Raw genomic sequence first — 22403 nt, 5'->3', positions numbered from 1 at the left:
CCCCTCGATAGGTGCAACATGATTCTCAAGTGATTGATGAGGGGAGGTCAAGGGCGGAAGCGCGTCCAGTGACGTTATCCGTTCTTCGTGATTGCGGACCTTGCATCAGCCCACGTCACATGCTTCATAAATCTATATTGTGTATGGAGGTCGTCGGATGTCGGATCCGGCCCGGCACAGGGGAGGTACGGGTGGCGTCGCTGCATGTCCGGCTCGGCCGGACCGGCCTGCGAGTGAGCCGGGTCGCGATCGGGACCGTCAACTTCGGCGGGCGGGTCGACGAGGCGGATGCCCACCGGCTGCTGGACCATGCGTGGACCTGCGGGGTCAACCTGGTCGACACCGCGGACATCTACGGCTGGCGTGTCCACCGTGGCTGGACCGAGGAGATGATCGGCCGCTGGCTGGCCAAGGATCCGTCCCGCCGCGACTCGGTGGTGCTGGCCACCAAGGTGGGCAATCCGATGGGCGACAGCCCCAACGACCGAGGCCTGTCCGCCCGGCATGTCATCGCCGCCTGCGAGGCGTCGCTGCGTCGGTTGCAGACCGACACCATCGACCTCTACCAGATGCACCAGGTCGACCGGGAGGTCGGCTGGGACGAGATCTGGCAGGCCATGGAGCAACTGGTGCGCCAGGGCAAGGTCCGCTACGTGGGTTCCTCCAACTTCGCCGGCTGGGACCTGGTCAGCGCGCAGGAGGCCGCTCGCCGACACCGGCTGCTCGGTCTCGCCAGCGAGCAGTGCGTCTACAACCTGGTCACCCGGTACGTCGAGTTGGAGGTGCTACCGGCCGCCGCGGCCGAGGGCATCGGCGTGCTGGTCTGGTCACCGCTGCACGGCGGCCTGCTCAGTGGCGTGCTGCGCAAGCGGGCGGAGGGCACGGCGGTGAAATCCGCCCAGGGGAGGGCCGCTGAAGGGCTGGCCCGCCACCGCGCGGCGCTGGAGACGTACGAGCGCTTCTGCGCCGACCTCGGGCGGGACCCGGCCGAGGTCGGCATGGCGTGGGTGCTGCACCGGCCGGGAGTGACCGCCGCCGTGGTCGGTCCCCGTACGCCGGAGCACCTCGACGGTGCCCTGCGCGCCCTGGACCGGCCACTGGCGGCCGACGAACTGGCCCGGTTGGACGAGCTGTTCCCGCCGCCGGGGCGTGGTGGTCCGGCACCGGACGCCTGGATGTCCTGACCTGAACCCGTGCCGCCCGGTGCGGGACGCGACCACGGACGGAGTCGACCGGTGGCCCATCTGCTGTTCGTCAACGTGGCCAGCCACGGTCTGGTCCTGCCCACCCTGGCTGTGGTCACCGAGCTGGTCCGGCGTGGACACCGGGTCAGCTACGTCACCGCGGGCGGGTTCGCCGTGCCGGTCGCGGCGGCCGGCGCGACCGTGGTGCCGTACGCCTCGGAGATCATCGACGCCGACGCCGCCGAGGTCTTCGGTGCCGACGACCTCGGTGTCCGACCGCATCTGATGTATCTGCGGGAGAACATGTCGGTGCTGCGGGCCACCGCTGCCGCGCTCGACGACGACGTCCCGGACCTGGTTCTCTACGACGACTTCCCGTTCATCGCCGGGCAGCTGCTGGCCGCCCGGTGGGATCGGCCGGCCGGCCGGCTCAGCGCCGCCTTCGCCTCCAACGAGCACTACTCCTTCTCCCAGGACATGATCGAGTTGGCCGGCACGATCGACCCGTTGGACCTCCCGGCGTTCCGGGACAACCTGGCGGCACTGCTCGCCGAGCACGGTTCGCCCCGGTCGGTGGTGGCGTGCTGGCAGCACGTCGAGCAGTTCAACCTGGTGTTCGTGCCGAAGGCGTTCCAGATCGCCGGGGAGAGCTTCGACGAACGATTCGAGTTCGTGGGGCCCTGTTTCGGGCAACGACGCTTTCTCGGGCGGTGGACGCCGCCCGCCGACGACCGACCGGTCGTGCTGGTGTCGCTGGGCACCACCTTCAACGACCGGCCGGAGTTCTTCCGCGACTGTGCCCGCGCGTTCGCCGGTCAGCCCTGGCACGTGGTGATGACCCTCGGCGACCAGGTCGCTCCGGCGCAGCTCGGTGAGTTGCCACCGAATGTGGAGGCGCACCCGTGGGTGCCGCATGTGGAGGTGCTGGAGCGGGCGACCGTCTGCGTGACGCACGGTGGCATGGGCACCCTGATGGAAGCGCTGCACTGGGGGCGTCCACTGGTCGTCGTGCCGCAATCCTTCGATGTGCAGCCGATGGCCCGCCGGGTCGACCAACTCGGTCTCGGTGTGCTTCTGCCCGGGGAGAAGGCCGACGGGCAGGCGCTGCTCGCCGCTGTCGAGCGGGTGGCCGGCGACCCTGCGCTGGCGCGGCGCGTGGCGGCGATGCGGGAGCAGGTGCGGCAGGCCGGCGGCGCGGTACGCGCCGCCGACGCGACCGAGGCGTATCTGTCCCGGCACCGGTGACGCCGGCCCGCGTGGCCGAGCCGCCTGGCGGGCTCGGACGCTTGCGCCCTCGTCGGCGAACCGGATGCGTCGAGGGCTGCGCCGCCGGGAACAGGGTGCAGCGCCGGCCACCGACCGCTCGGTGGCACCCAGGGAGCCGGGGGCCGGATCAGCGGGTCATGGGCGCCGGACGGTCGTCTCCGCGACGATGTCGTCGTGCAGCTGGCCGGGCAGCGCCTGCTCGGTCAGCAAAGTGCGATACCGCTCGATCAACGGCACCTCGGCCGGCCGGGCGGCCAACCACGAGCCGACCAGCCGGGCACCCTCGACGTAGGTGGTGGAGTAGGCCCGCCACAAGGGATCGACCAGGAAGGTGACGATCTGCTCGGCCCGGTCCCGGGGCAGCAGCAGCCACCGGTGCAGGTAGGTCACGACATCGTCGGGTGGGACGCCCTGGTCGTGCAGCAGGATCGCCGCGTCCTGGCGGGCCGGCATGAGCTGGTTGACCAGTGCGACCAGCTGTTCGACCAGCTCACCTTCGACGGTGACGCCCTGGTCGGCCAGCAGGTCGCTGGTCCACCGTCCCCAACCGGGACCGATCAGGGCCGTCGCGCCATGGTCGGCGGTACCTTCGGCCACCAGGCACTGCGGCGTGTTGATCAGGGCGATCCGGTGCTCGTCCCAGCCGCGCTGCTGGACCAGTCCGGCTTCCTTGAGGCAGTGCTCGGCGTGGTGACCGGGGTACGCCTCGTGGGTCGCCATCAACGGCAGCACCGCGATCGTGCGGCCCGCCGTCTCGTTCAGGGTCACCGTGGAGCGGAACCCGCCGTGGTAGCGGTTGAACGCGTTCCACGGCCGGTCGCGGACCACCTCGATCTCCACCTGCTCGGCGGCGGGCAGCCCCAGCAGCGGCCGGGCACGCTCGCGAAGCGCGTCGGCGACGGCCCGTACCGCCGGCCCCAGCCGGTGCGGTGGCACTACGTTGCGGGCGTAGAACTCCTCCACCCGCTCCATCAGGGTGCCGCTGCCGGGCAGCAGCGCGCCGATCGCGTCGTGCACCGCCGCGTACCGCTCCGGGTCGCCGAGTCCGATCTCGACCTCGAAGTAGGTTCGCACCTCGTCGAGGAAACCGATCGGCTCACCGGCGGCCCGCCGCGCGGCGCAGTGCACGGCGCGTACCTGGGCGGTGAGGAACCGCCGGCGGTCGGCGTGCAGGTCCGCGTCGGACAGCCGGGCCAACAGCTCACCGGCCTGCCGGGCCAGCATCGCCGGGTCGTGCACCGGCTCGGCGGCGACCCGGGCGGCCAGCTCCGGGTCGCCGAACCAACAGTCGACGTAGCCGTCGACGAGCCGGCCCATCCGCAGCCCGAGCGTGAGGTAGTCGGCGACGACGTCCTCGCCGGTGCTCACCGCTCGCTCCCCAGGCGGACCTCGCCGAGGTCGGCCAGTCCACCGAGTGAGGGCAGGGCATCGGCGCCGCGCACTCGCGGCCCGCGCGGTGCCGCGCCGGTGGGGCGTCGGAACAGCAGGGGGACGACCGCCGCGTCGGCCAGCAGCCGTCGTTGCACCTGCTGCCAGCACGCCACGGCCGTTCGGGGATCGGCGGCGTCGACCGCCTGCTCGACCATCCGGTCGGCCTCCTCGTCGCGGTAACCGCTGGGCCGTGTGCCATCCACCAGCGGTTGAAGGAACACCCGCGCGTTGCCGTAGCCCCACGGCGCCGCCCACGACGTGGTGCTGACGTCCCAACGTTGGGCCGGTGCGCCTGCGGCACCGGTGAGCAGCGCCCGGTGTGCCGCCTCGTTCAGGGCCACCAGCCGCACCTCGATGCCGGCCGTAGCCAGGTCGGCGGCCCAGGCGCGGGCCAGGGCCAGTTCCTCGGCGCGGTCGGGGTGCACCGCGGTCAGGACGAGTCCGTCCGGATGGCCGGCGACGGCGAGCCGTTGGCGGGGTGAGCCGTGCGCGGGGGGTTCGGCCGGCGGGTCCGGGGGCAGGTGTGCGTCGTTGCCCGGCGGCACCACGGTGTACGCCTCGCGGATCTCCGACCACGGGTCGTCGGCGCGGGCGATCCGGGCCAGCGCGGACCGGTCGATCGCGTCGGCGATCACCCGCCGCACGGCTGCCGTGGCCACCGCCGGGTTGGCCGGGTCGCGCAGGTTGAACACCAGGAACGGGTCGGCCCGGTACCCGCTCACCTGGCCGACGGGCACCCCCCACGGCAGGTCGGCCACGTCGGCGGAGATCTGGTCGGCCAGCCGGCGCGGACCGTCGCCGGACACCCGGAACTCGACGGCGTCGAACCGCTGGTGCCGCACCGGGTCGCTCTCCGGACGCCAGGTGGGGTTCGGCTCCAACCGGATGGTGTCCCCGGGCTGCCAGGCAGCGATTCGGTACGGACCGCTGGCGACGAGGTGGGCGTGCAGTTCGGGGCTGCCCGGCAGGTACGCGTCGTACTCGGCGGGGGCCGGGGAGGCGCAGGTCAGGGCGAGCATGTCGGGAAAGTCCAACGCCGGGCGGAGGAGTTCGATGACGACCGTCTCGTCGTCGAGGGCGAACACGCCGGGCAGGTCGTGGGCGTTGGCGAAGGCGGCCAGCAGTGCCGCGGTGATCGGCTGGCCGGCGACGGCGGCGGCGTACTCGTCGCAGTACCGGTCCATGCCCCGCACCGTGCCGCGGAAATAGGGCAGGGCGGGATGGCGGGTCACCGGGTTGGCCAGTCGCTTGAAGCCGCGTACGACGTCGTGAGCGGTGATCCGCCTCGGCTGCGGGGTGTCCCACCAGACGTCCGGGCGCAGGTGTGCCACGTATGAGCGGTGGCTGGCGCCGAGCCCGGCGTTGTAGGTGGACGGCACGTCGACCGCCAGGTCGCCGACCGGGCCGAGGGCCCGCCAGTCGGTCGGGTCGGCCGCCCCTCGGTAGCTGACCAGTTGCCGTGTGGTCAGGCGCAGCAGTTGGCGCTCGGCGGGGGACCAGGCGGCGGCCGGGTCGGCCTGGTGGACGGCGGTGGTACCGAGCAACCGCAGGGTGTGCCGCTGCCGGGTACCGGGTGTGCTGGTCGCTGCGCTGCGTGCCTGGGTCACCTCAGGACATCTCCTCGGCAAGGCGGACCATCGTCCGGACGCTGTGGTCGATTTCGTCGCGCGTGTTGAACAGATGCGTGGTGATGCGTGCCGCGTAGTGCTGGTGCGGGGATCCGGGGACGTCGAACTCGGTCCAACGGGTCCAGATCCGGTGCTCGGTCTCCAGCCGTTTGACGAAGGTGATGAACTTCTTGATGTTCCAGGCGTCCTCGGGGCGACGGAACGGGTTGAACGCGATCAGCGGTGAGCGCAGCCGGGGGTCGACTCCGGGGGAATACATGGCCTTCTCGCCGAAAGCCTCGATCAGCCGGCCGCGCGCGTACTCGGCGAGATCCATGACGTACCGCTCGATGCGGTCCCGCCCGATGTCGTCCCACAGCTCGAAGGCGCGGGTCAACGCAGCACCGCGAGCCAGGTTGGCGCTGCCGGCGCTCTGCAGGTAGTCGCCCATGTTGTAGCTGGCCACCTCGTTGGTGGTACGCGGCGGCGGGCTGCCCATCATCGGGTACCAGGTCGAGATGAGCGGCCAGAAGGTGGGCAACGGCAGCGGGTTGGACTCGGGGACCACCTTGTTGCGGACGTAGATCAGGCCGGTGCCGAGGGGCCCGCACTGGAACTTCGAGCCGGAGCAGGTGATGAAGTCGGCTCCGTAGTCGCGCAGGTTGACGTCGAGCATGCCGGGGATCAGGGCGCCGTCGATGACGGTGGTCAGGCCGTGCCGGTGCGCCAGTTCGCACAGCTGCCGGACGGGGAACATGGTGCCGGTGAAAAGGGTGATCGCCGCGAACGACAGTACCTTGGTGCGCGGCGTGATCGCCGACTCGACCAGATCGATGATCTCCTCTGCCCGCACGTCGTGGCCCGACGGCGGGGTGACGGTGCGCATCACGATGCCGTGCCGGTTACGCAGCAGGTTGAAGTTGGACAGCACCGAGTAGCACTCGTGGGTGGTGGTCACCACCTCGTCACCCGCACGCAGGTCCAGTCCGTGGATGACCCGGGCGACGCCCTCGGTCGCGTTGTGGCAGATGACGATCTCGTCCTCGTCCACGCCGAACGTCCTGCCGATGAAGGCCCGGTACTCGGTGAACATGGCCGGCCGGTAGACGTCCAGGAGTCCGCCGGTCCACTGTCGGGTGACTCGGTCGACGGTGTCGAGGACCTCGTACGGCATGGCGCCGACGGTTCCGGTGTTGAGGTGCACGGTCGTCGGGTCCAGGGCGAACAGTTCCCTGATGCGGGCCCACGACGCGGTGCGCAACGGGCTCGGTGGCACCGACGCCGGGACGGTTGCCGAGCCGGGGGACTCCACGGTATGGCTCACGGTGATCCCTTCGTAGCCGACGGCGGGTCCGGAGGCCGCAGAGGCGGCGTTCCGGTCCGACGTTCAGAGCAATCATTTTCTCAAGCGAAAAGCGATCCCGCTATCGCGCAAGTTGCGCTTATTGAGATCTGGCGCTGCCATCCACTTCATTCCGGTATAGCATCCGGGCAGGCGTGTGCGGCAGTCGCGATCGGGCCCCGGAGGAGACATGGACAGGTTGCAGTCGGCGCTGGCCCTCTACCAGGAGGCGATGGGGTACACCTATGCGGCGGCGCTGCGGGCGGCCGCGACAGTGAACGTCGCCGACCACCTGGCCGACGGGCCGCGCACCGCGGCCGAGTTGGCCGCCGCCACCGGCACCGACGCCGAGGGGCTGCGCAGGGTGCTGCGACTGCTCGCCGCGCGGGACGTGGTGCAGGAGCACGAGGGCCGGTTCGCCCTCACCGACAAGGGCGCCGCGCTGCGGTCGGACTCCCCGGTGCCGGCGCGGGCCGGCATCCTCATGTTCACCGACACGATGTTCTGGACGATGAGCCACCGGGTGACCGACGCGATGGGGGTGCACCGACCGGCGTTCGACGAGATCTTCGGGCGCTCGCTGAACGACTACTTCGACAACGACGCGGAGACCGAGGCGCTCTACTACGAGGGCATGGAGACGGTCAGCGCCGCCGAGCACCTGATCCTCGCCCGCACCGGCCTCTTCCCCGATACCGGCACGGTCGCCGACGTCGGCGGCGGGCGGGGCGGCTTCCTGCTCACCGTGCTGCGCGAGCACCCCGGGCTCCAGGGAATCCTGCTGGACCGCGCCGAGGTGGTCGCCCGTCATCGGCTCGACGAGCCGGACGTGGCCGGGCGCTGGAAGGTCGTGGCCGGTGACTTCCTCGGCGAGGCACCCCACGCCGACGTGCACGTGCTCAAGCGGATCCTGCACAACTGGGACGACGAGCGGAGCGTACGGATCCTGACCAACTGCCGCCGCGCGATGCCGGCGCACGGCCGGGTGCTGGTGGTCGACGCGGTCGTCCCGGAGGGCAACGACCCCCACCAGAGCAAGGAGATGGACTTCATGATGCTTGCCGCGCGCACCGGGCAGGAGCGTACAGCCGCCGAACTCGAACCGTTGTTCACCGCCGCCGGCCTTCGCCTGGAGCGGGTGGTGACCACCCGGTCGGCCATGTCCGTAGCAGTCGGCGTGCCGGCCTGAGCGGGAAGGTCGTCGAACCGTGCCGGATCCCCGCCCACGTCCCCGCCACGGCGGCACGTTGCGCTTCTACGGCCCTGGCGGGCTTGACCACCTCGATCCCGCCGCCGCCTACTACGCCTTCTCCCACCAGGTGATCCGGCTCTTCGCCCGACAGCTGTTCAGCTATCCGACCACAGAGGACGCGCGGGCGCTGGTGCCGATCCCGGACGTCGCCGCCGAGCTGCCCACCGTCGCCAACGGAGGATTGAGCGCCGACGGCCGGCGCTACACCCTGCGGCTGCGCGACGGGGTGTACTGGGACACCAGCCCGCACCGGGCGGTCACCGCCGCCGATTTCGTCCGTGGCTTCAAGCGGATGGCGAATCCGGTCGCCGGCGCGGGGGCCCTCGCCTACTACACCAGCACCATCGTTGGGATGGCGCAGTTCGCCGAGGGCTACCGGGCTCGCTTCGCCGGCCGCACACCCACCGCCGCGGAGCTCGCGGACTACCAGAACGGTCACCACATTGCCGGCCTGCGGGCGGTCGACGACCGGACGTTGGTCATCGAGCTGCGGAGGCCCGCCAACGATCTGCTCAACCTGCTGGCGATGCCGTTCGCCTCGGCGGCGCCGCACGAGTACGACCAGCTCGTCCCGGACAGCCCGGAGTTCGTCGGTCAGGTCCGTTCCAACGGTCCGTACCGGATCACCTCCTACGTCCCGGGCAGCCACCTCACCATGGCGCACAACCCGGCCTGGCGGCCCGACGCCGACCCGATCCGCCGCCGGTACGTGGACCGAATCGACGTCCGGATGGCCCGGGTCAGCGACGAGCGGGTCCGCGACGAGATCGCCAGCGGTCGGGCGGACCTGTCCTGGGGCGCCGCCGTGGGGCGGCCACGCCGACGCACCGAGGCGGACCGCAACCTCGGCTGGGCCCTCAACCCCTACCTCGTCTTCAACCTGAACAGTCCGCGTGAGGCGGGCGCGTTGCGTCGACGGGAGGTTCGGCTGGCCATCGCGTACGCGATCGACAAGGCACGGTTGGTCCGGTTCTTCGACGACATGGGAATCGGCACGGTGACCCGTCCCGCGCACGGCGTCATCCCGCCCGGCAACGTCGGCCACCGTGACTACGACCCGTACCCGACCCCCGGCGACCGGGGTGACCGCGCGCGGTGTCGCCGACTGCTGGCCGAAGCGGGTTATCCGCACGGGCTCACCCTGACGATGATCTACCGGATCGACGCGGTGCACGGCCAGGTGGCGAAGGCGATCGCCGAGGACCTGGCCGCGGGCGGGATCGACTGCCGGTTGGTGGAGATCGACCAGACCGACGAGTACTACCGCATCCTCCAGGATCCGAAACGGGCGGCAGCGGGGGAGTGGGACATCACCCCGGCGGCCTTCATGCCCGACTGGTTCGGCAACAACGGCCGGTCCTACGTCCAGCCCATGTTCCAGAGCAACACCGCCGTCGGTACGGCGAACTACGGCGGCTACCACAATCCGTTGGTGGACGACCTGATCGACCGCGCCCTCTCCGCGCCCAACGAGGACTCGGCGGCGGCACTGTGGCACCAGGTCGACCGGCAGGTCCTCGCCGACGTGGCGATCGTGCCGATCCTGGTCTGCGAGCCGACCATCGAGCACTTGACCAGCGCGCGGGTACGTGACGCGATTCCCCTCCCGCACGTCGACCGCTGGTACGACGCGGCCAACCTGTGGCTGGACCCGCCGGACTGACTCGGCGTTATTGTCGTCGCGACTAATAGCAGGCTTGAATGATATAAGTAGCTTCTGTAGCTTGGTCCGGGCAAGATCTCGACTGCCCGAGTTCGCTGTGACGCGACGGGAGAGAGCATGACAGGCAATCCAGCGCTGGCCATTGAGACCCATGAGCTGGTGAAGGTCTACGGGGAGACGCGCGCCCTCGACGGGCTGGACCTCACCGTGCGTACCGGGACGATCCACGGTGTACTCGGCCCCAACGGCGCCGGCAAGACGACCGCCATGAAGATCCTGGCGACCCTGCTGCAGCCCACCTCCGGCAATGCCCAGGTGTTCGGTCACGACGTGGTGCGCGAGGCGTCGGCGGTGCGCCGCCGGATCGGCCTGACCGGGCAGACCATGGCGCTCGACGAGGACATGACCGGCCTTCAGAATCTGATCCTCGCCGGCCGCCTCCAGGGCCTGCGGCACCGCCCGGCTACCGCCCGCGCCGAGCAGCTGCTGGAGGCGTTCGAGCTGACTGAGGTCGGTAATCGGCTGGTCAAGACCTACTCCGGTGGCCAGAAACGGCGCATCGACGTGGCCGCGAGCATGGTGGTGACGCACGAGCTGCTCTTTCTCGACGAGCCGACCACCGGCCTCGATCCGCGCAGCCGCAGCGAGGTCTGGCAGATGATCCGGGTGCTCGTCCAGGACGGCGGCACCATCCTGCTCACCACCCAGTATCTCGACGAGGCCGACCAGATGGCTGACGACCTGACCCTGATCGACCACGGGCGGGTGGTGGCCCGCGGGACGCCCGCCGAGCTGAAGACCAGCCGCGCCGACGGCGTGCTGGAGGTGCTGTTGACGGATCCGTCCCGCCGCGCTGAGGCGGGCACGCTGCTCGCCCGCGCGATCGGCGCGGGCGTGGATGCCGATTCCGACCCGTCCCGGCTGCTGGTGAAGATTCCCGACGCCGACCAGGCCGCGCGCGCCCTGGGCGAGTTGGCCCGCGCGGGGATCAGCGTCGAGGACTTCACCCTGGGGCAGCCGTCGCTGGACACGGTGTTCCTCGCGCTCACCGGTCACTCCACGCTGGACGACACCCGAGAAGAGGAAGCGGAGGTTCGGGCATGACATCATCGAGCACCCAGGCTCGGCCGGCGGCCGAGTTTCCCGGTCGGTCGGTGCCCAGTCTGCAACGGCCACCCGCTCCGGGTGTCCTCTTCGCCTGCCGTACATTCGCCTGGCGGACGTTGATCAAGCTGAAGTACGTCCAGGACCACCTCGGTACCGCCGTGGTGTTCCCGGTGATCCTGACGCTGGTCTTCACGTATTTGCTCGGTGGCGCGATCGCCGGGACGCCGGGGAACTATCTGCAGTTCTTCCTGCCCGGCGTGATCGTTCTGTCGCTGGTGGCGTCGAGCATGATGAGTGCCTTGACGCTCAACCGCGACATCGCGACTGGCATGTTCGATCGGGTCCGCTCCACCCCCATCTGGCAGCCGGCGGTGCTCGTCGGCACGATGGGCGGCGACGTCCTGCGGTACGCGCTGACCTCGGTCGTGCCGCTGGCGTTGGGCCTGCTGCTGGGCTTCCGCCCGGACGGTGGCTTCGCCGGTGTGGTGCTGGCACTGCTCTACCTGCAACTGTTCACCTTCAGCGTGAGCTGGTTGTGGATGTTCTTCGCGGTGTTGATCCCGCAGCCCACGGCCGCGGCCGGTGTGGTCAACCTGCTCCAGTTCATCCTGCTGTTCGGCAGCAACATCCTGGCCCCCTCCCAGACCATGCCGGGCTGGCTCGAGGCGGTGGTGAAGCTCAACCCGGTCACTCATGCGGCGACCACCACCCGTGGCCTGATGCATGGTGATCTGTCTGGCGGTGATCTCACGGCGGGTCTGCTCGCCTGTGCGGCGCTCATTGTCGTGTTCGCGACGCCGACCGCCCTGCTCTACAACCGCAAGCAGCGCTGACCTCCGACGACGCCGGCCCCGGTTCCGTTGCGGGAACCGGGGCCGGCGTCGTTGAGCGGGTCAGGATCCGGCGTTGACCAGGGCGGCCCAGGTCTGGCCGCGTTCCTGGGCGATCCGCATCATCTCGGGGCTCGGCTCGAACTCCTCGGCGGCGTCCTCGGGGACGGAGACGCCGGGCAGGTCGCCGCGCAGGAACATGCTCAGGAAGTCGAGGGCCATCTCCCAGCCGACGGCCACCTCGATGAGCATCGGGTCGGAGACCGTGGCGTGCTCCAGTTCGAGCAGCGCGCCGGAGCCGTCTTCGCTGAGCCGCAGTTCCACCTCGCTGTCGGGCTTGTCGCCGTAGATCCAGCTGAGGGTGAGCAGCCGCGGCGGCTCGCAACGCAGAATGTCGCCGTGGGCGTTGCCCGGCAGGTCGAAGGTGCCGCCCTGGCGTAGGTCCCCCTTCGGCTCGATGAACCAGCGATTGATCCGGTTCGGGTCGGTGCAGGCGCTCCAGACCTCCTCGATCGGCGCGTCGTAGCGCTGCCGGATGATGACGCTGCGGGCGTCGCCGGCGGGGATCGAACGGCGGCCGATGAGCCGCTCGGTCGGCTGGCCGGAGGCCACCGGGTTGTTGAGGTCGCTCACTTCGCCGTCACCTCCTTGATCCTCTTCTCGAAGGAGGCGAGGATCGTGGGCCATCCCTTGTCCATGCCGTTGCGCACCCGCTTGGCGTGCTTGGTGCCCATCCGGTCGAAGTGGGTGTGCTCGACCTCGACCCGGGTTTTCTTCTGACCGTCCGGCACGAACGTCACCGTGAACTCACTGGCGTTGTCCGGGTCGATGCGGCCGAAACCGTTGAGTCGCCAGCCGACGGCCAAGGTGTCCGGTGCGTCCACCGTGCGGATCAGGCCAAAGGTGTGTTCCTCGCCCTGCTCGTCGATCTCGTAGAGTCGGCCGCCCTTCTTGGGGTCGACGCCCAGGGGGGCACCGACCTTGGTGGTGCGGAAGTTCGCCGGCCACCACTGCGGGAAGTCCTCCAGGAACACCTTGAAGGCGGTCCTGCGGTCGGTCGCGACCGTGACACTGTGCCGGACGAACGGATCGTAGTTCGGCAGTTTCGGCTTCCGGGCGGTGGTGCTCTTGGCCGCCGTGCGCGTGGCGGACGCGGTCTTCTCCTGTGGCATGTCTCCGTCCTCACTGTCGCTGTGCGGGAGGCGGACGGTCCGCGTGACCGCGGCTCGATCACCTCTCCATAAGTCGACGCAAACGTAAGCCGCAGTTTATACGTATTCCGCCCGGTCGGCTCGATATGCGGTGGACACGCGGGGTTCAGGAGCCCCATCGCAGGTAGGCGGGTGCCGGTCGGCCGGGGATCAGGCGCAGCGTCGCGTGGTCCAGGCCCAGGGTCTCCCGCATTGCGATGTTCTCCCCTGGCCACTTGGGGTTGTCCAACTCGTCGAAGGCGATGATGCTGCCCTTGGTCAGGTGCGGACGGATCGCCTGAAGCACCGCCTTGGACGGTTCGTAGAGGTCCAGGTCGAAGTAGGCCAGCGCGATGACCGTCTGCGGGTTCTCCGCCAGGTAGCGCGGCACCGTCTCGCGTACGTCTCCCTCCACGAGCACGCTGCGCTGGGTCACGTGGCCGAAGAACTCGCTGCACTCATGGGCGTCGAGGACCTCCCGCAGGTACGCCGGGTAGCCCCCGGGAGTCGCGAACCGGCCTTCGTAGGCGGTCGGGCCGACCATGTCGACCTCGTTGACGTCCGGGAACCCGGTGAAGGTGTCGAAGCCGACGATGCGCCGCAACGGGTTGTATGGCTCGTAGAGGGCACGCAGCGCGGTGAAGGTGGCGAGGTGGCGGCCGTACCGGACACCGAACTCCATGATCACGCCGGGTACGTCCAGGACCTCGCGGTAGAGGTGGTCCATGGAGAGCAGGTCGGTCAACTGGTGCCGGCGCAGGAAGAGGGGAAGGTTGTTGACCAGTTCCTCGGTCGGGATGGGGGAGTTGGTCAAGAGCTTCGTCAGGCGCTGAGTCGTGTCCGTCTCCTCGGCCGAGTCGTGCACGAAGGCGCGCAGGTCTTGACCGTCACCGCTGCCCATGGAGGCCTCCCAGACGTAGATCACTTTATATTTTCAAGCGTAATTCAGGAGCCTCGGCTGGCACAACATGGTGAGGTTGCTTGTCACAAGAGTTGCGCAAGCTGCGACAATGTTGATCCGTGAGGCTTGTGCTAGATATGAGTAAAGTGGACTGTCGACCCATGAAAGGCGAGTGATCGACGTGCGTGTGCTGTTCGCCAGTCTCGGAACACACGGCCACACCTACCCGCTCCTGCCGTTGGCCGCCGCCGCTCGGGACGCCGGCCACGAGGTCACCTTCGCCACCGGTGAGGGCTTCGCCGAGACGTTGCGTGCCCAGGGCTTCGAGCCGGTCGCCACCGGGATGCCGGTCTTCGACGGCTTCCTGGCGGCGCTACGGATCCGTTTTGACACCGACAGCCCTGAGGGGCTGACGCCCGAGCAGCTCAGCGAGCTTCCCCAGATCGTGTTCGGGCAGGTGATGCCGCAGCGCATCTTCGACCAGCTCCAACCGGTGCTCGACCGGGTGCGACCCGACCTCGTCGTGCAGGAGATCAGCAACTACGGCGCAGGCCTGGCCGCCACCAAGGCTGGCATTCCGACCATCTGCCACGGGGTCGGCCGCGACACCCCGGACGAGCTGACACGCTCCATTGAGGACGAGGTGGGCCGGCTCGCGGCTCGACTCGGCATCGATCTGCCGCCCGGGCGCATCGACGCCTTCGGCAACCCGTTCCTCGACATCTACCCGCCGTCGTTGCAGGAGCCGGCGTTCCGCTCCCGCCCGGAGCGGTACGAGTTGCGCCCGGTGCCGTTCACCGAGCGGCCCGACGTCCCGGACTGGGTACTCGCGCGGGCCAGGTCCCGGCCCCTGGTGTACCTGACGCTGGGCACCTCCAGCGGTGGCACCGTCGAGGTGCTGCGGGCCGCGATCGACGGGCTGGCCACCCTGGATGTCGACGTCCTCGTCGCGGGCGGCCCGTCGCTCGATCTCACCCAGCTCGGCGAGGTGCCGACCAACGTGCGGCTGGAGTCGTGGGTCTCGCAGGCGGCGCTGCTTCCCCATGTCGATTTGGTGGTCCATCACGGTGGCAGCGGCACCACCATCGGCGCGTTCGACGCCGGTGTGCCGCAGCTCTCCTTTCCCTGGGCGGGTGACTCGTTCGCGAACGCCCAAGCTGTGGCCCAGGCGAAGGCCGGTGACCACCTGCTGCCCGACGGTGTCAACGCCGAGGCGGTGGCGGACGCCGCGAGGCGGCTGATCGCCGACGAGAGCTACCGGACGGCGGCGAAGGCGGTCGCTGCCGAGATCGCCGCGATGCCGGCCCCCGACGAGGTCGCCCGCCGGCTGCCCGAGTTCGCCTAGCCGCCCGTGCCGCCGGACCGACGGCGGGTCCGGCGGTCGGACGGCGACTCGCCACTGTCGGGTCGGCGGCGGGAGCGACCCCGCGCGATCTCCGTGCTCAGGGCGTCGAGGCGCTGGTTCCAGAAACTGCGATAGCGCTCCAGCCAGTGGTCCAGTTCCTGTAGCGGTGCCGGATCGACGGCGTAGAGGCGGCGGGTGCCCTGCGGACGCACCGTTGTGAAGCCGTTCTCCCGCAACACGCGAAGGTGCTGGGAGACACCGGGCTGGGAGATTCCGAACTCGCGTTGCACGATCGCGCCGACCTCGCCGGCCGACATCTCGCCATCGGCCAGCAGCTCGATGATGCGGCGGCGGACGGGTTCGCCCAGGACGTCGAACGCGTGCACGGCACGACAATATCAGACGGTGGTTATAAAGGCGGCAGGTCGGCGCTTGTCCCGGCACCGCCGAACGCCACCGTCGACGGCCGGTGGTGCCGGGAGGGGGAGGAATGTTCGGGCCACAACACGCCGCAGTGTACGAAGCGACCTATCGTAGCCGGGGCAAGAGTTGGCAGGCAGAGGCCACCGACGTGGCCGACCGGATACTGGCCGTCCGTCCGGGTGCGACTCGGCTGCTCGACGTCGGCTGCGGCACCGGAGCGCACCTGGAATCGTTCGCCGACAGGTTCGCCCACGTCGAGGGCGTGGAAATCGCACCGGCCATGCTGGACGTGGCCCGCCGCCGGCTGCCCGGGGTGGCGCTGCACGCCGGTGACATGCGTGATTTCCGGCTCGGTGTCACTTTCGACGCGGTGACCTGCCTCTTCACCGCGATCAACTTCCTCGGCACGGTGGCTGAGATGCGGGCGGCCGTCGCCACGATGGCCAGGCATCTCGCGCCCGACGGCGTGCTGGTGGTGGAGCCCTGGTGGTTCCCGGATCGGTTCATCGACGGTCACCTCGGCGGTGACCTGATGCGGGAGCCGGACCGGGTCGTGGCTCGGGTCTCGCGCTCGACGCGGCAGGGCCGGTTCACCCGGATGGAGGAGCGCTGGCTGGTGTGCGACGCCCACGGCATCCGGGAGTTCACCCAGGTCGGCCTGCTCGCGATGTTCACTCGTGACGAGTATCTTGACGCGTTCGCCGCCGCCGGATGCGACGGTTCATATGTGACCGGTTGGTTAACTGGACGAGGCCTCTTCGTGGCCACTCGTGATCCGGTGAATGAGTAACCCGGAAAACGGATGGACGCGATCGCCTCCTCGGCGTCACAACCTCGCTCTACGGATCGACGAACCGGCCAATAGTACGGTGCGTCAGCGCCGGTTCGCATGTCATCGTCGCATTCACCGTAACTGATCAGCATGACGTTGGACGTTTGCCGGCCAGACGGATTGATCCTGTTTCGTCGGCAGATACGACGAAAGACTCAGCCCGATTGTCGGCACCCGCCGATGGTGCGGATGGACGGGCGGCATCCGGCGGTTCAGGGCATGGCCCTGTCCATCCGAGGAGCGACGTGACGCACACCGACGCACGACCACACCACCTGCCGGCACTCACCGGTTATCGCTTCTTCCTCGCCCTCACCGTGGCGGCGGTGCACCTGCTCTCCACGTCGCAGCTTTTCGCCAGCGAGGCGCTGCAACTCGGGATGGGCCTGACCACACCGTTGGCGTCGGCCGCCCTGGCCACTTTCTTCACCCTCAGCGGTTTCGTGCTGACCTGGTCGGCGCCGGCCATGGACCGGGCCATCCGGTTCTGGCGTCGCCGGTTCTGGAAGATCGTGCCGCTGCACGTGCTCGCCTGGGGTGTCGCGGTGGCGTTCGTCCTGGTCGCCAGCGCGCCGTCGCCGGTCAGCGGATTCTCCACCGACCTGCGGCCCGGCCCGGCGGTGGCGAGCCTGCTGCTGGTGCAGGGTTGGGTGCCGTCGTGGGACTACCTGTCCTACCTGAACGCCCCGGCCTGGTCGATCTCGACCGAGGCCTTCTTCTACCTGTTGTTCCCGATGCTGCTGCCGCTGGTGCTGCGCATCCCGGCCGAGCGGCTGTGGCGCTGGTGTTTCGCGATCATCGGGGGGATCCTGCTGATCTCGGCACTGAGCCCGCTGCTGCCCGGCGTCGCCCAACTGGACTGGTTGCCGTTCAACCTCACCGAGTACTGGTTCGTCTACACCTTCCCTCCGGTCCGGCTGCTGAACTTCCTACTCGGCATGGTGCTGGCGCGCATCGTGCAGACCGGCCGCTGGCGGCGGGTCGCCCGGTGGAAGCTGGTGGTCTCCACGATCCTAGCGTTCCTGCTGACCCCGATGCTGCCGTTCACCTTCATCTTCAGCGCGGCGCTGTTCCTGCCCCTGTTCGCGTTGGTGGCGAACCTGGCCCACGCGGACCTGGAGGGTCGCGGTCGGGTGCTGCGCTCCCGGCCGTTGGTCGCCCTGGGCAACGCGTCGTACGCGCTGTACATCATCCACTTCCCGATCATGCTGATCATTCGGCACCTGATCGGTGCGGATCAGCGCTTCGGCGCCGGGGTGGGTTTCCTGGTCGCGGGCGCGATGTTGCTGGTGTCGATCGCCGTCGCGATCGGTCTGCACCGCTGGGTGGAGGAACCGCTCCGTCGCCGTTACGCACGGGCCCGCGTCGCCGGGGACAGGCCCAGCCTCGGCGGGCAGGTCCGCCCTGCCACCGTCGTTCCCGGACAGGGCTGACCGCACCCTGAACCCCTCCGTGACCGTACGGGCGGCGCTGCCGTGCTCCGGCTACCGGGCGACCAATCCGTCATCAGCCTGCGCCGCCCACCAGGGGTTGCGCCGGGCCCACTCGACGGTGTGGCGCAGGCCGGTCTCCAAGGGGGTCTCAGCGCGCCAGCCGAGCAGGTTGGCGGCCTTGCCGCAGTCCGGTACGCGCCGCGGGATGTCCTGGTAACGGGCCCCCAGGCCGGCACCGGTGTCCGCCGTCCGGGCCGACACCGTCACCCCGGCCACCGCGGCGGCCAGCCGGATCGCCTCGGCCACCGGCGTTTCGACGGTGCTGCCGATGTTGAAACACTCGCCGACCGCCCGCGGGTGCGCCGCCGCGAGCAGGGTCGCCTCGGCCGCCTCGTGCACCCAGGTGAAACAGCGGGTCTGCCGGCCGTCGTCGTACACCACCGGTGGATCACCGCGTAGCAGTCGGGCGATCGTGCGACTGAGCACGTACGCGGGCCGCTGCCGCGGGCCGTAGACGTTGAAGTACCGCAGCACCACCACCGGCAGTCCCTCCTGCCGGTGGTACGCGAAGGTGAGGTGCTCCGCCGCGGCCTTGCTCGTCGCGTACGACCAGCGGTCGGTCGCGGTGCTGCCGAGCACCCGGTCGTCCTCTTCCCGCCACGGCACCCGGGGGTTGCGTCCGTACACCTCGCTGGTGCTGGAGACCAGCACCCGGGCACCGGAGCGCAGGCCGGCCCGCAGAGCGTTGCGGGTGCCGTCCACGTTGACCTCGACGACGTCCAGCGGCCGGCTGAGATACCGGTCGACACCGACGACGGCGGCGAGGTGGTAGATCTCGTCCACGCCGGTGGCGGCAGCGGTCAGCGCCGTCGCGTCACGGACGTCGCCCCGTACGTGCCGGATGTCAGCGGCTGCTCCGGCCAGGTCCGGCGGCGGGTCGGCGGAATCGTAGACCACCACCTCGTCACCCCGGTCGAGCAGGCGTTGCACCACATGACTGCCGACGAAGCCGAAGCCGCCGGTCACCAAGGACCTCGGCACGATGTCACCTCCCGATACCGCGATAGGCGAAGCCGAGCCGAAGCACCTCGCGGATGCGCGTCGGCGCCAGGTGCATGCGCCCGTCGAAGAACAGGCAGGGGCGGTGCACCTGAGTGGCCAGGGTGCTGAGGTCGAGGTCGTGGAACTGGCGGTGTCCGGCGAGGAAGGCGAGACAGCCGGCCCCGACGACCGCCTCGGCCAGGCTCGCCGCCGGTGCGAGGCCGAAGCGGGCCTCGATCTGCGCCGGATCGGCGAGCGGGTCGAAGATCCGGACCCGGAAACCGGCCTCGCGCAGCGCCGCCACCACGCCCAGTACCGGGGTGTTGCGGACGTCTCCGGTGTCGCTCTTGAAAGCCGCGCCGAGCACGGCGACCGTGGTGTCCGACCGGTCCAGGCCGAGCTTGAGCAACTCGTCGGCGATCAGCGAGGCGGTGTAGCGGGGCATGTCGTCGTTGACCGCCCGGGCGGTCTCCACCGTGCGTAGCGGGACGCCTCGACTGCGGCCGTCCCGCCAGGCCATCCACGGGTCCTTGGTGAGACACGAGCCACCGACCCCTACCCCGGGCATCAACAGGTTGACCATGCTGCTGCCCTTGGGCAGGGTGTTGGCCGCGCCGGTCACGTCCAGGACGTCCACGCCGAGCGCCGAGCAGTACCGTGCCAGCTCGTTGGCGACCGCCACGTTCGCGTCGATCCACCAGTTGGTGGCCAGCTTGACCACCTCGGCCGCCTCGGCAGACGGCACCTGATGGACCTCGACGCCCAGGCTGGAGCGCCAGAAGTGCTCGGCCGCCGCGGCCGAGCGGGGACCGACCCCGCCCACCACGACCGGCAGGCTGCGCACCTGGGCCAGGGCGGCGCCCTCCGCCAGCCGTTCCGGGCAGAAGGCGAGCCAGAAGTCGCATTCGCGGACCAGCCCACCGCGTTCCAGCAACGGCGCGACGAGAGTGCGGGTGGTGCCGGGGGAGACCGTCGACTTGACGATCACCAGTTGCCCGGCACGCAGGAACCCCGAGAGCTGTTCGCAGGCCGCCACCAACTGGTCGGCGACCATCTCGCCCCGCGGGTCGGTCGGCGTGCCGACGGTCACCAGCACCACGTCGACGCCGGCCACCACGTCGTACGAACTGCTCGCGGTGAGTCGCCCGACGGCGCGGAGGTCGGCCACGGCGGCGGCGAGGCCGGGCTCGGGCAGCCGGCACCGGCCGGCCCGCAGGTCGGCCACCAAGGACTCGTCGCTGTCGATCGCCACCACCTCGGCGCCGCGCTCGGCGAGCGCGACCGCGAGGCAGGTGCCGACGTAACCGGCGCCGACGACGGCGGCCTTCAGCGCGGACACGCGTCCGGAAACGGGATCGAATGGCATGGTTGTCCGGAACCGCCTTCCTGTTCACAGCGTCGCGGGCCGGTCACCGTCGGGCGAACCCGTCAGGTCACCGCCGTCAGGCGATGGCCGGGGTGGCTGGCGCGTGACGGCTGATCGGCCGAGCCGGTCCTGACCAGCGCCCCGGTGCGACCCGGCCGATGAGCGTCTCGACCAGTCGGCACACCGGCCCGATCGCCAGCGTGGGTGGGTCGGTGGGGCGGGGAGGCTGGATCGCGATGCGGGCACGGGCCCCGCCGTCCTGGGAAATTTGCAGGTCCGCGGTGCCCACCAGATAGCTGTTCGGCTCCTCGTCCACAAGGGCCCGGGCCACCGTGCTGTGACCGCGGACCAGCACGACCCGGGTGTGGTACGTGCCGGGACGGGCCACCACCGGCACGCCGGTGCCGCCGGCGGAGGCCGCCCACGCCGTGGGCGCCTCACTGGACTCGCCCGCCGCGCGCAGGCCCAACAGGACGAGGTCGTCGGGGGTGCTGTCGGGCAGGTGCAGCGTCAGCCGGGGGCGGGCCACTTCGGTGCTCGTCCGGCGCAGCGCCTGGGCCAGGACATGGCAGGGTCGTCTGGCCAGCAGCCGTGCCAACTGGCGGAAGTGTCCGGGCGAGGTGCCGACGAGGCGGGTGAACTGGGTGGTGAACGTGCCGGCGCTGGTGTAGCCGACGTAACCGGTGATCGCGGACACCGTGAGGCCGGTGTGCAGCAGCAGTCGGCGGGCCTCCGCCATGCGCAGCGCGGCGAGGAACCGGGCCGGAGTCATCGAGGTCACGTCCCGGAAGAGCCGGTGGAAGTGGAACGGGCTGAAGGGAACCACCCGGGCCAGGTCGGCAAGCTGCAGTGGCTCCGCGAGATGACCGCGCATGTATTCGATGGCGCGTGCCGCAGCGGCAGCACGGGAATGGGCGACCGTGCTCCGCGTCACGCCTGGCGTAGTTTTCACGTGCACTCCCTGGGAGTCGATCGGGCACCGTTGTGGATTGTGCGTGGCTGTGCTTGACGTTTTCTTGATTGCTGGCTGGGGGTGGTCGGCCGGCAATTCGTGGGCCAGCCGAGCAAGTTGAGAGAAGTAACTCCGATGATCGCCGTGAAACATGGATCGGGTACCGGCACGGCGACACCGGGTCCCGGATGGGGCTGATTATTCAGCGGGGTCCAATTTGCCGAATCGGTCGGCTTTATTGCGGATGACGCGCGTCAGGAGTAACCATGCCCGTCCACTGGCGAACCATTCGTCAGAACCTTCTGACCCCGAAAACAACCGAGGCCAGCTTCGCCACTCGCGGGTTTGTTGCCCGCGACGAGGCCAGCCGCGAGTTGCTGGAGTCCGTCGGCGTTCACTTCCTCACCGGCTTCCGGTACGCGGTGGGTGAACGGGGCCCCGTCGAGGCCGCGGCGCGGCTGGAGACGGTCGAGCCCGACCTGCGGGGCTTCGCGTACGAGGGTGCTGCGATGGGCTTCGCCGTGCTGGACGGGTTGACCGGTGGCCGCCGGCTTGCCCGATTCCTCGCCGGTCCCGCCGATCGGCACGTCTACATGGTCCATGTCGGGCTGGGGTGGGCGATGGCCCGGCTGCCCCGCTGGCGGTGGCGGGCGGTCCAACCGACCGACCGCCTGCTGAGCTGGCTGGCCCTCGACGGATACGGCTTCCACCAGGCGTACTTCCACACTCAGCGATACGTGCGGGAACGCCACCGGGACCGAATCGGCTCGTGGCCGGGAGATCCTGCCGGGCGGTGGACCGGCCAGGTCATCGACCAGGGCGTCGGGCGGGCGTTGTGGTTCGTGGCGGGTGCCGACCCCGACCGGGTCGCCGACACGATCGACCAGTTCCCCGTCGAACGGCGCGAGGACCTGTACAGCGGAACCGCGCTCGCCGCCACATACGCCGGCGGCGCCCGCCGCGAACTGCTGCTCCGGCTGGCTGAACGGGGCGTGGCGTACGCACCGGCCATGGCTCAGGGCAGCGCGTTCGCCGCGCAGGCCCGTCGGCGTGCCGGCCTGATCAACGACCACACCGGCGTCGCGACCGAAGTGTTCTGCGGCACCTCCGCGGCGCAGGCCGCCGAGGTGACCGAGCACGCGTCGGACGGCCTCGACCACGACGGGACGGTCCCGGCGTACCTGGTCTGGCGGCAGCGGATCGCCCAGCAGTTCGTGACCTTGGGGAGGTGCTGACCC

19 protein-coding genes and 1 pseudogene are annotated in these 22403 nt (G+C 70.0%); 10 read left to right on the top strand and 10 right to left on the bottom strand.

Annotated features, from left to right (window positions below):
* Positions 1-157 precede the first annotated feature (157 nt).
* Both Vqi01_RS17880 and Vqi01_RS17875 read left to right on the top strand, forming a co-directional pair.
* A pseudogene (locus Vqi01_RS17880) lies at positions 158-1184 on the top strand (aldo/keto reductase).
* A 51-nt stretch (positions 1185-1235) separates the two neighbouring features.
* Complete coding sequence (locus Vqi01_RS17875) at positions 1236-2429, top strand: macrolide family glycosyltransferase (RefSeq protein WP_204035942.1); 1194 nt, start codon at positions 1236-1238, stop codon at positions 2427-2429.
* Between the two features lie 156 nt (positions 2430-2585).
* Here Vqi01_RS17875 and Vqi01_RS17870 read toward each other — a convergent pair whose 3' ends face one another.
* Genes Vqi01_RS17870 through Vqi01_RS17860 form a run of 3 tightly spaced genes read right to left on the bottom strand, consistent with a single transcriptional unit; the run spans position 2586 to position 6818 of the window.
* Complete coding sequence (locus Vqi01_RS17870) at positions 2586-3818, bottom strand: DUF885 domain-containing protein (protein ID WP_204035941.1); 1233 nt, start codon at positions 3816-3818, stop codon at positions 2586-2588.
* Positions 3815-5488 (bottom strand): ABC transporter substrate-binding protein, encoded by a 1674-nt coding sequence (locus Vqi01_RS17865; protein WP_204035940.1) that lies wholly within the window; start codon positions 5486-5488, stop codon positions 3815-3817. The genes Vqi01_RS17870 and Vqi01_RS17865 overlap by 4 nt, the downstream gene beginning before the upstream one ends.
* A 1-nt stretch (position 5489) precedes the next feature.
* Positions 5490-6818 (bottom strand): aminotransferase class V-fold PLP-dependent enzyme, encoded by a 1329-nt coding sequence (locus Vqi01_RS17860; RefSeq protein ID WP_204035970.1) that lies wholly within the window; start codon positions 6816-6818, stop codon positions 5490-5492.
* 202 nt (positions 6819-7020) lie between these two features.
* Between Vqi01_RS17860 and Vqi01_RS17855 the strand changes: the two genes are divergently transcribed.
* From Vqi01_RS17855 to Vqi01_RS17840, 4 genes are all read left to right on the top strand, one after another.
* Positions 7021-8019: a methyltransferase gene (locus Vqi01_RS17855; RefSeq protein WP_204035939.1), complete on the top strand. Its 999-nt coding sequence runs from the start codon at positions 7021-7023 to the stop codon at positions 8017-8019.
* 19 nt (positions 8020-8038) lie between these two features.
* Positions 8039-9745: an ABC transporter substrate-binding protein gene (locus Vqi01_RS17850; RefSeq protein ID WP_204035938.1), complete on the top strand. Its 1707-nt coding sequence runs from the start codon at positions 8039-8041 to the stop codon at positions 9743-9745.
* 117 nt (positions 9746-9862) lie between these two features.
* The gene (locus Vqi01_RS17845) at positions 9863-10849 is read left to right on the top strand and encodes an ATP-binding cassette domain-containing protein (protein ID WP_204035937.1); all 987 of its coding nucleotides are present in this window, start codon (positions 9863-9865) and stop codon (positions 10847-10849) included.
* Positions 10846-11685 (top strand): ABC transporter permease, encoded by an 840-nt coding sequence (locus Vqi01_RS17840; protein ID WP_204035936.1) that lies wholly within the window; start codon positions 10846-10848, stop codon positions 11683-11685. Before Vqi01_RS17845 ends, Vqi01_RS17840 begins: the two co-directional genes overlap by 4 nt.
* A 60-nt stretch (positions 11686-11745) precedes the next feature.
* Here Vqi01_RS17840 and Vqi01_RS17835 read toward each other — a convergent pair whose 3' ends face one another.
* The 3 genes from Vqi01_RS17835 to Vqi01_RS17825 all read right to left on the bottom strand — a co-directional run bounded on the left by Vqi01_RS17835 (position 11746) and on the right by Vqi01_RS17825 (position 13773).
* Positions 11746-12315: an SRPBCC family protein gene (locus tag Vqi01_RS17835; protein ID WP_204035935.1), complete on the bottom strand. Its 570-nt coding sequence runs from the start codon at positions 12313-12315 to the stop codon at positions 11746-11748.
* On the bottom strand, positions 12312-12854 hold the full coding sequence (locus tag Vqi01_RS17830; RefSeq protein ID WP_204035934.1) for an SRPBCC family protein: 543 nt from the start codon (positions 12852-12854) through the stop codon (positions 12312-12314). The genes Vqi01_RS17835 and Vqi01_RS17830 overlap by 4 nt, the downstream gene beginning before the upstream one ends.
* 145 nt (positions 12855-12999) lie before the next feature.
* The gene (locus tag Vqi01_RS17825) at positions 13000-13773 is read right to left on the bottom strand and encodes a class I SAM-dependent methyltransferase (RefSeq protein WP_204035969.1); all 774 of its coding nucleotides are present in this window, start codon (positions 13771-13773) and stop codon (positions 13000-13002) included.
* 172 nt (positions 13774-13945) lie between these two features.
* Between Vqi01_RS17825 and Vqi01_RS17820 the strand changes: the two genes are divergently transcribed.
* Positions 13946-15118 (top strand): glycosyltransferase, encoded by a 1173-nt coding sequence (locus Vqi01_RS17820; RefSeq protein WP_204035933.1) that lies wholly within the window; start codon positions 13946-13948, stop codon positions 15116-15118.
* Here the strand turns inward: Vqi01_RS17820 and Vqi01_RS17815 are convergent.
* Positions 15115-15504, bottom strand: coding sequence for an ArsR/SmtB family transcription factor (locus tag Vqi01_RS17815; RefSeq protein WP_204035932.1), 390 nt, complete (start codon positions 15502-15504; stop codon positions 15115-15117). The two genes, Vqi01_RS17820 and Vqi01_RS17815, sit on opposite strands and share 4 nt — an antisense overlap.
* Before the next feature lie 104 nt (positions 15505-15608).
* On the opposite strand from Vqi01_RS17815, the gene Vqi01_RS17810 reads away from it, so the two are divergent.
* Complete coding sequence (locus Vqi01_RS17810) at positions 15609-16331, top strand: class I SAM-dependent methyltransferase (protein WP_204035931.1); 723 nt, start codon at positions 15609-15611, stop codon at positions 16329-16331.
* Between the two features lie 287 nt (positions 16332-16618).
* Positions 16619-17806: an acyltransferase family protein gene (locus Vqi01_RS17805; RefSeq protein ID WP_204035930.1), complete on the top strand. Its 1188-nt coding sequence runs from the start codon at positions 16619-16621 to the stop codon at positions 17804-17806.
* A 51-nt stretch (positions 17807-17857) separates the two neighbouring features.
* Here Vqi01_RS17805 and Vqi01_RS17800 read toward each other — a convergent pair whose 3' ends face one another.
* From Vqi01_RS17800 to Vqi01_RS17790, 3 genes are all read right to left on the bottom strand, one after another.
* The gene (locus Vqi01_RS17800) at positions 17858-18847 is read right to left on the bottom strand and encodes an NAD-dependent epimerase/dehydratase family protein (protein WP_204035929.1); all 990 of its coding nucleotides are present in this window, start codon (positions 18845-18847) and stop codon (positions 17858-17860) included.
* Positions 18848-18851: 4 nt separating this feature from the next.
* Positions 18852-20213 carry a nucleotide sugar dehydrogenase gene (locus tag Vqi01_RS17795; RefSeq protein ID WP_204035928.1) on the bottom strand — a complete coding sequence of 454 codons (1362 nt, stop codon included), beginning with the start codon at positions 20211-20213 and terminating at the stop codon, positions 18852-18854.
* Between the two features lie 76 nt (positions 20214-20289).
* A complete protein-coding gene (locus tag Vqi01_RS17790) occupies positions 20290-21165 on the bottom strand; it encodes a helix-turn-helix domain-containing protein (protein ID WP_372444374.1) in 876 nt (291 codons plus the stop codon).
* 266 nt (positions 21166-21431) lie between these two features.
* Here Vqi01_RS17790 and Vqi01_RS17785 point away from each other — a divergent pair, with 266 nt between their 5' ends.
* Entirely contained in the window at positions 21432-22400 is a 969-nt protein-coding gene (locus Vqi01_RS17785) for a DUF1702 family protein (RefSeq protein ID WP_204035927.1), read from the top strand.
* Positions 22401-22403 lie beyond the last annotated feature (3 nt).

The sequence above is a fragment of the Micromonospora qiuiae genome (assembly GCF_016863555.1).
Taxonomy (GTDB): Bacteria; Actinomycetota; Actinomycetes; order Mycobacteriales; family Micromonosporaceae; genus Micromonospora; species Micromonospora qiuiae.
Note: the sequence above shows the minus strand (reverse complement) of the source record. Positions and strands in the feature narration are given on the sequence as shown.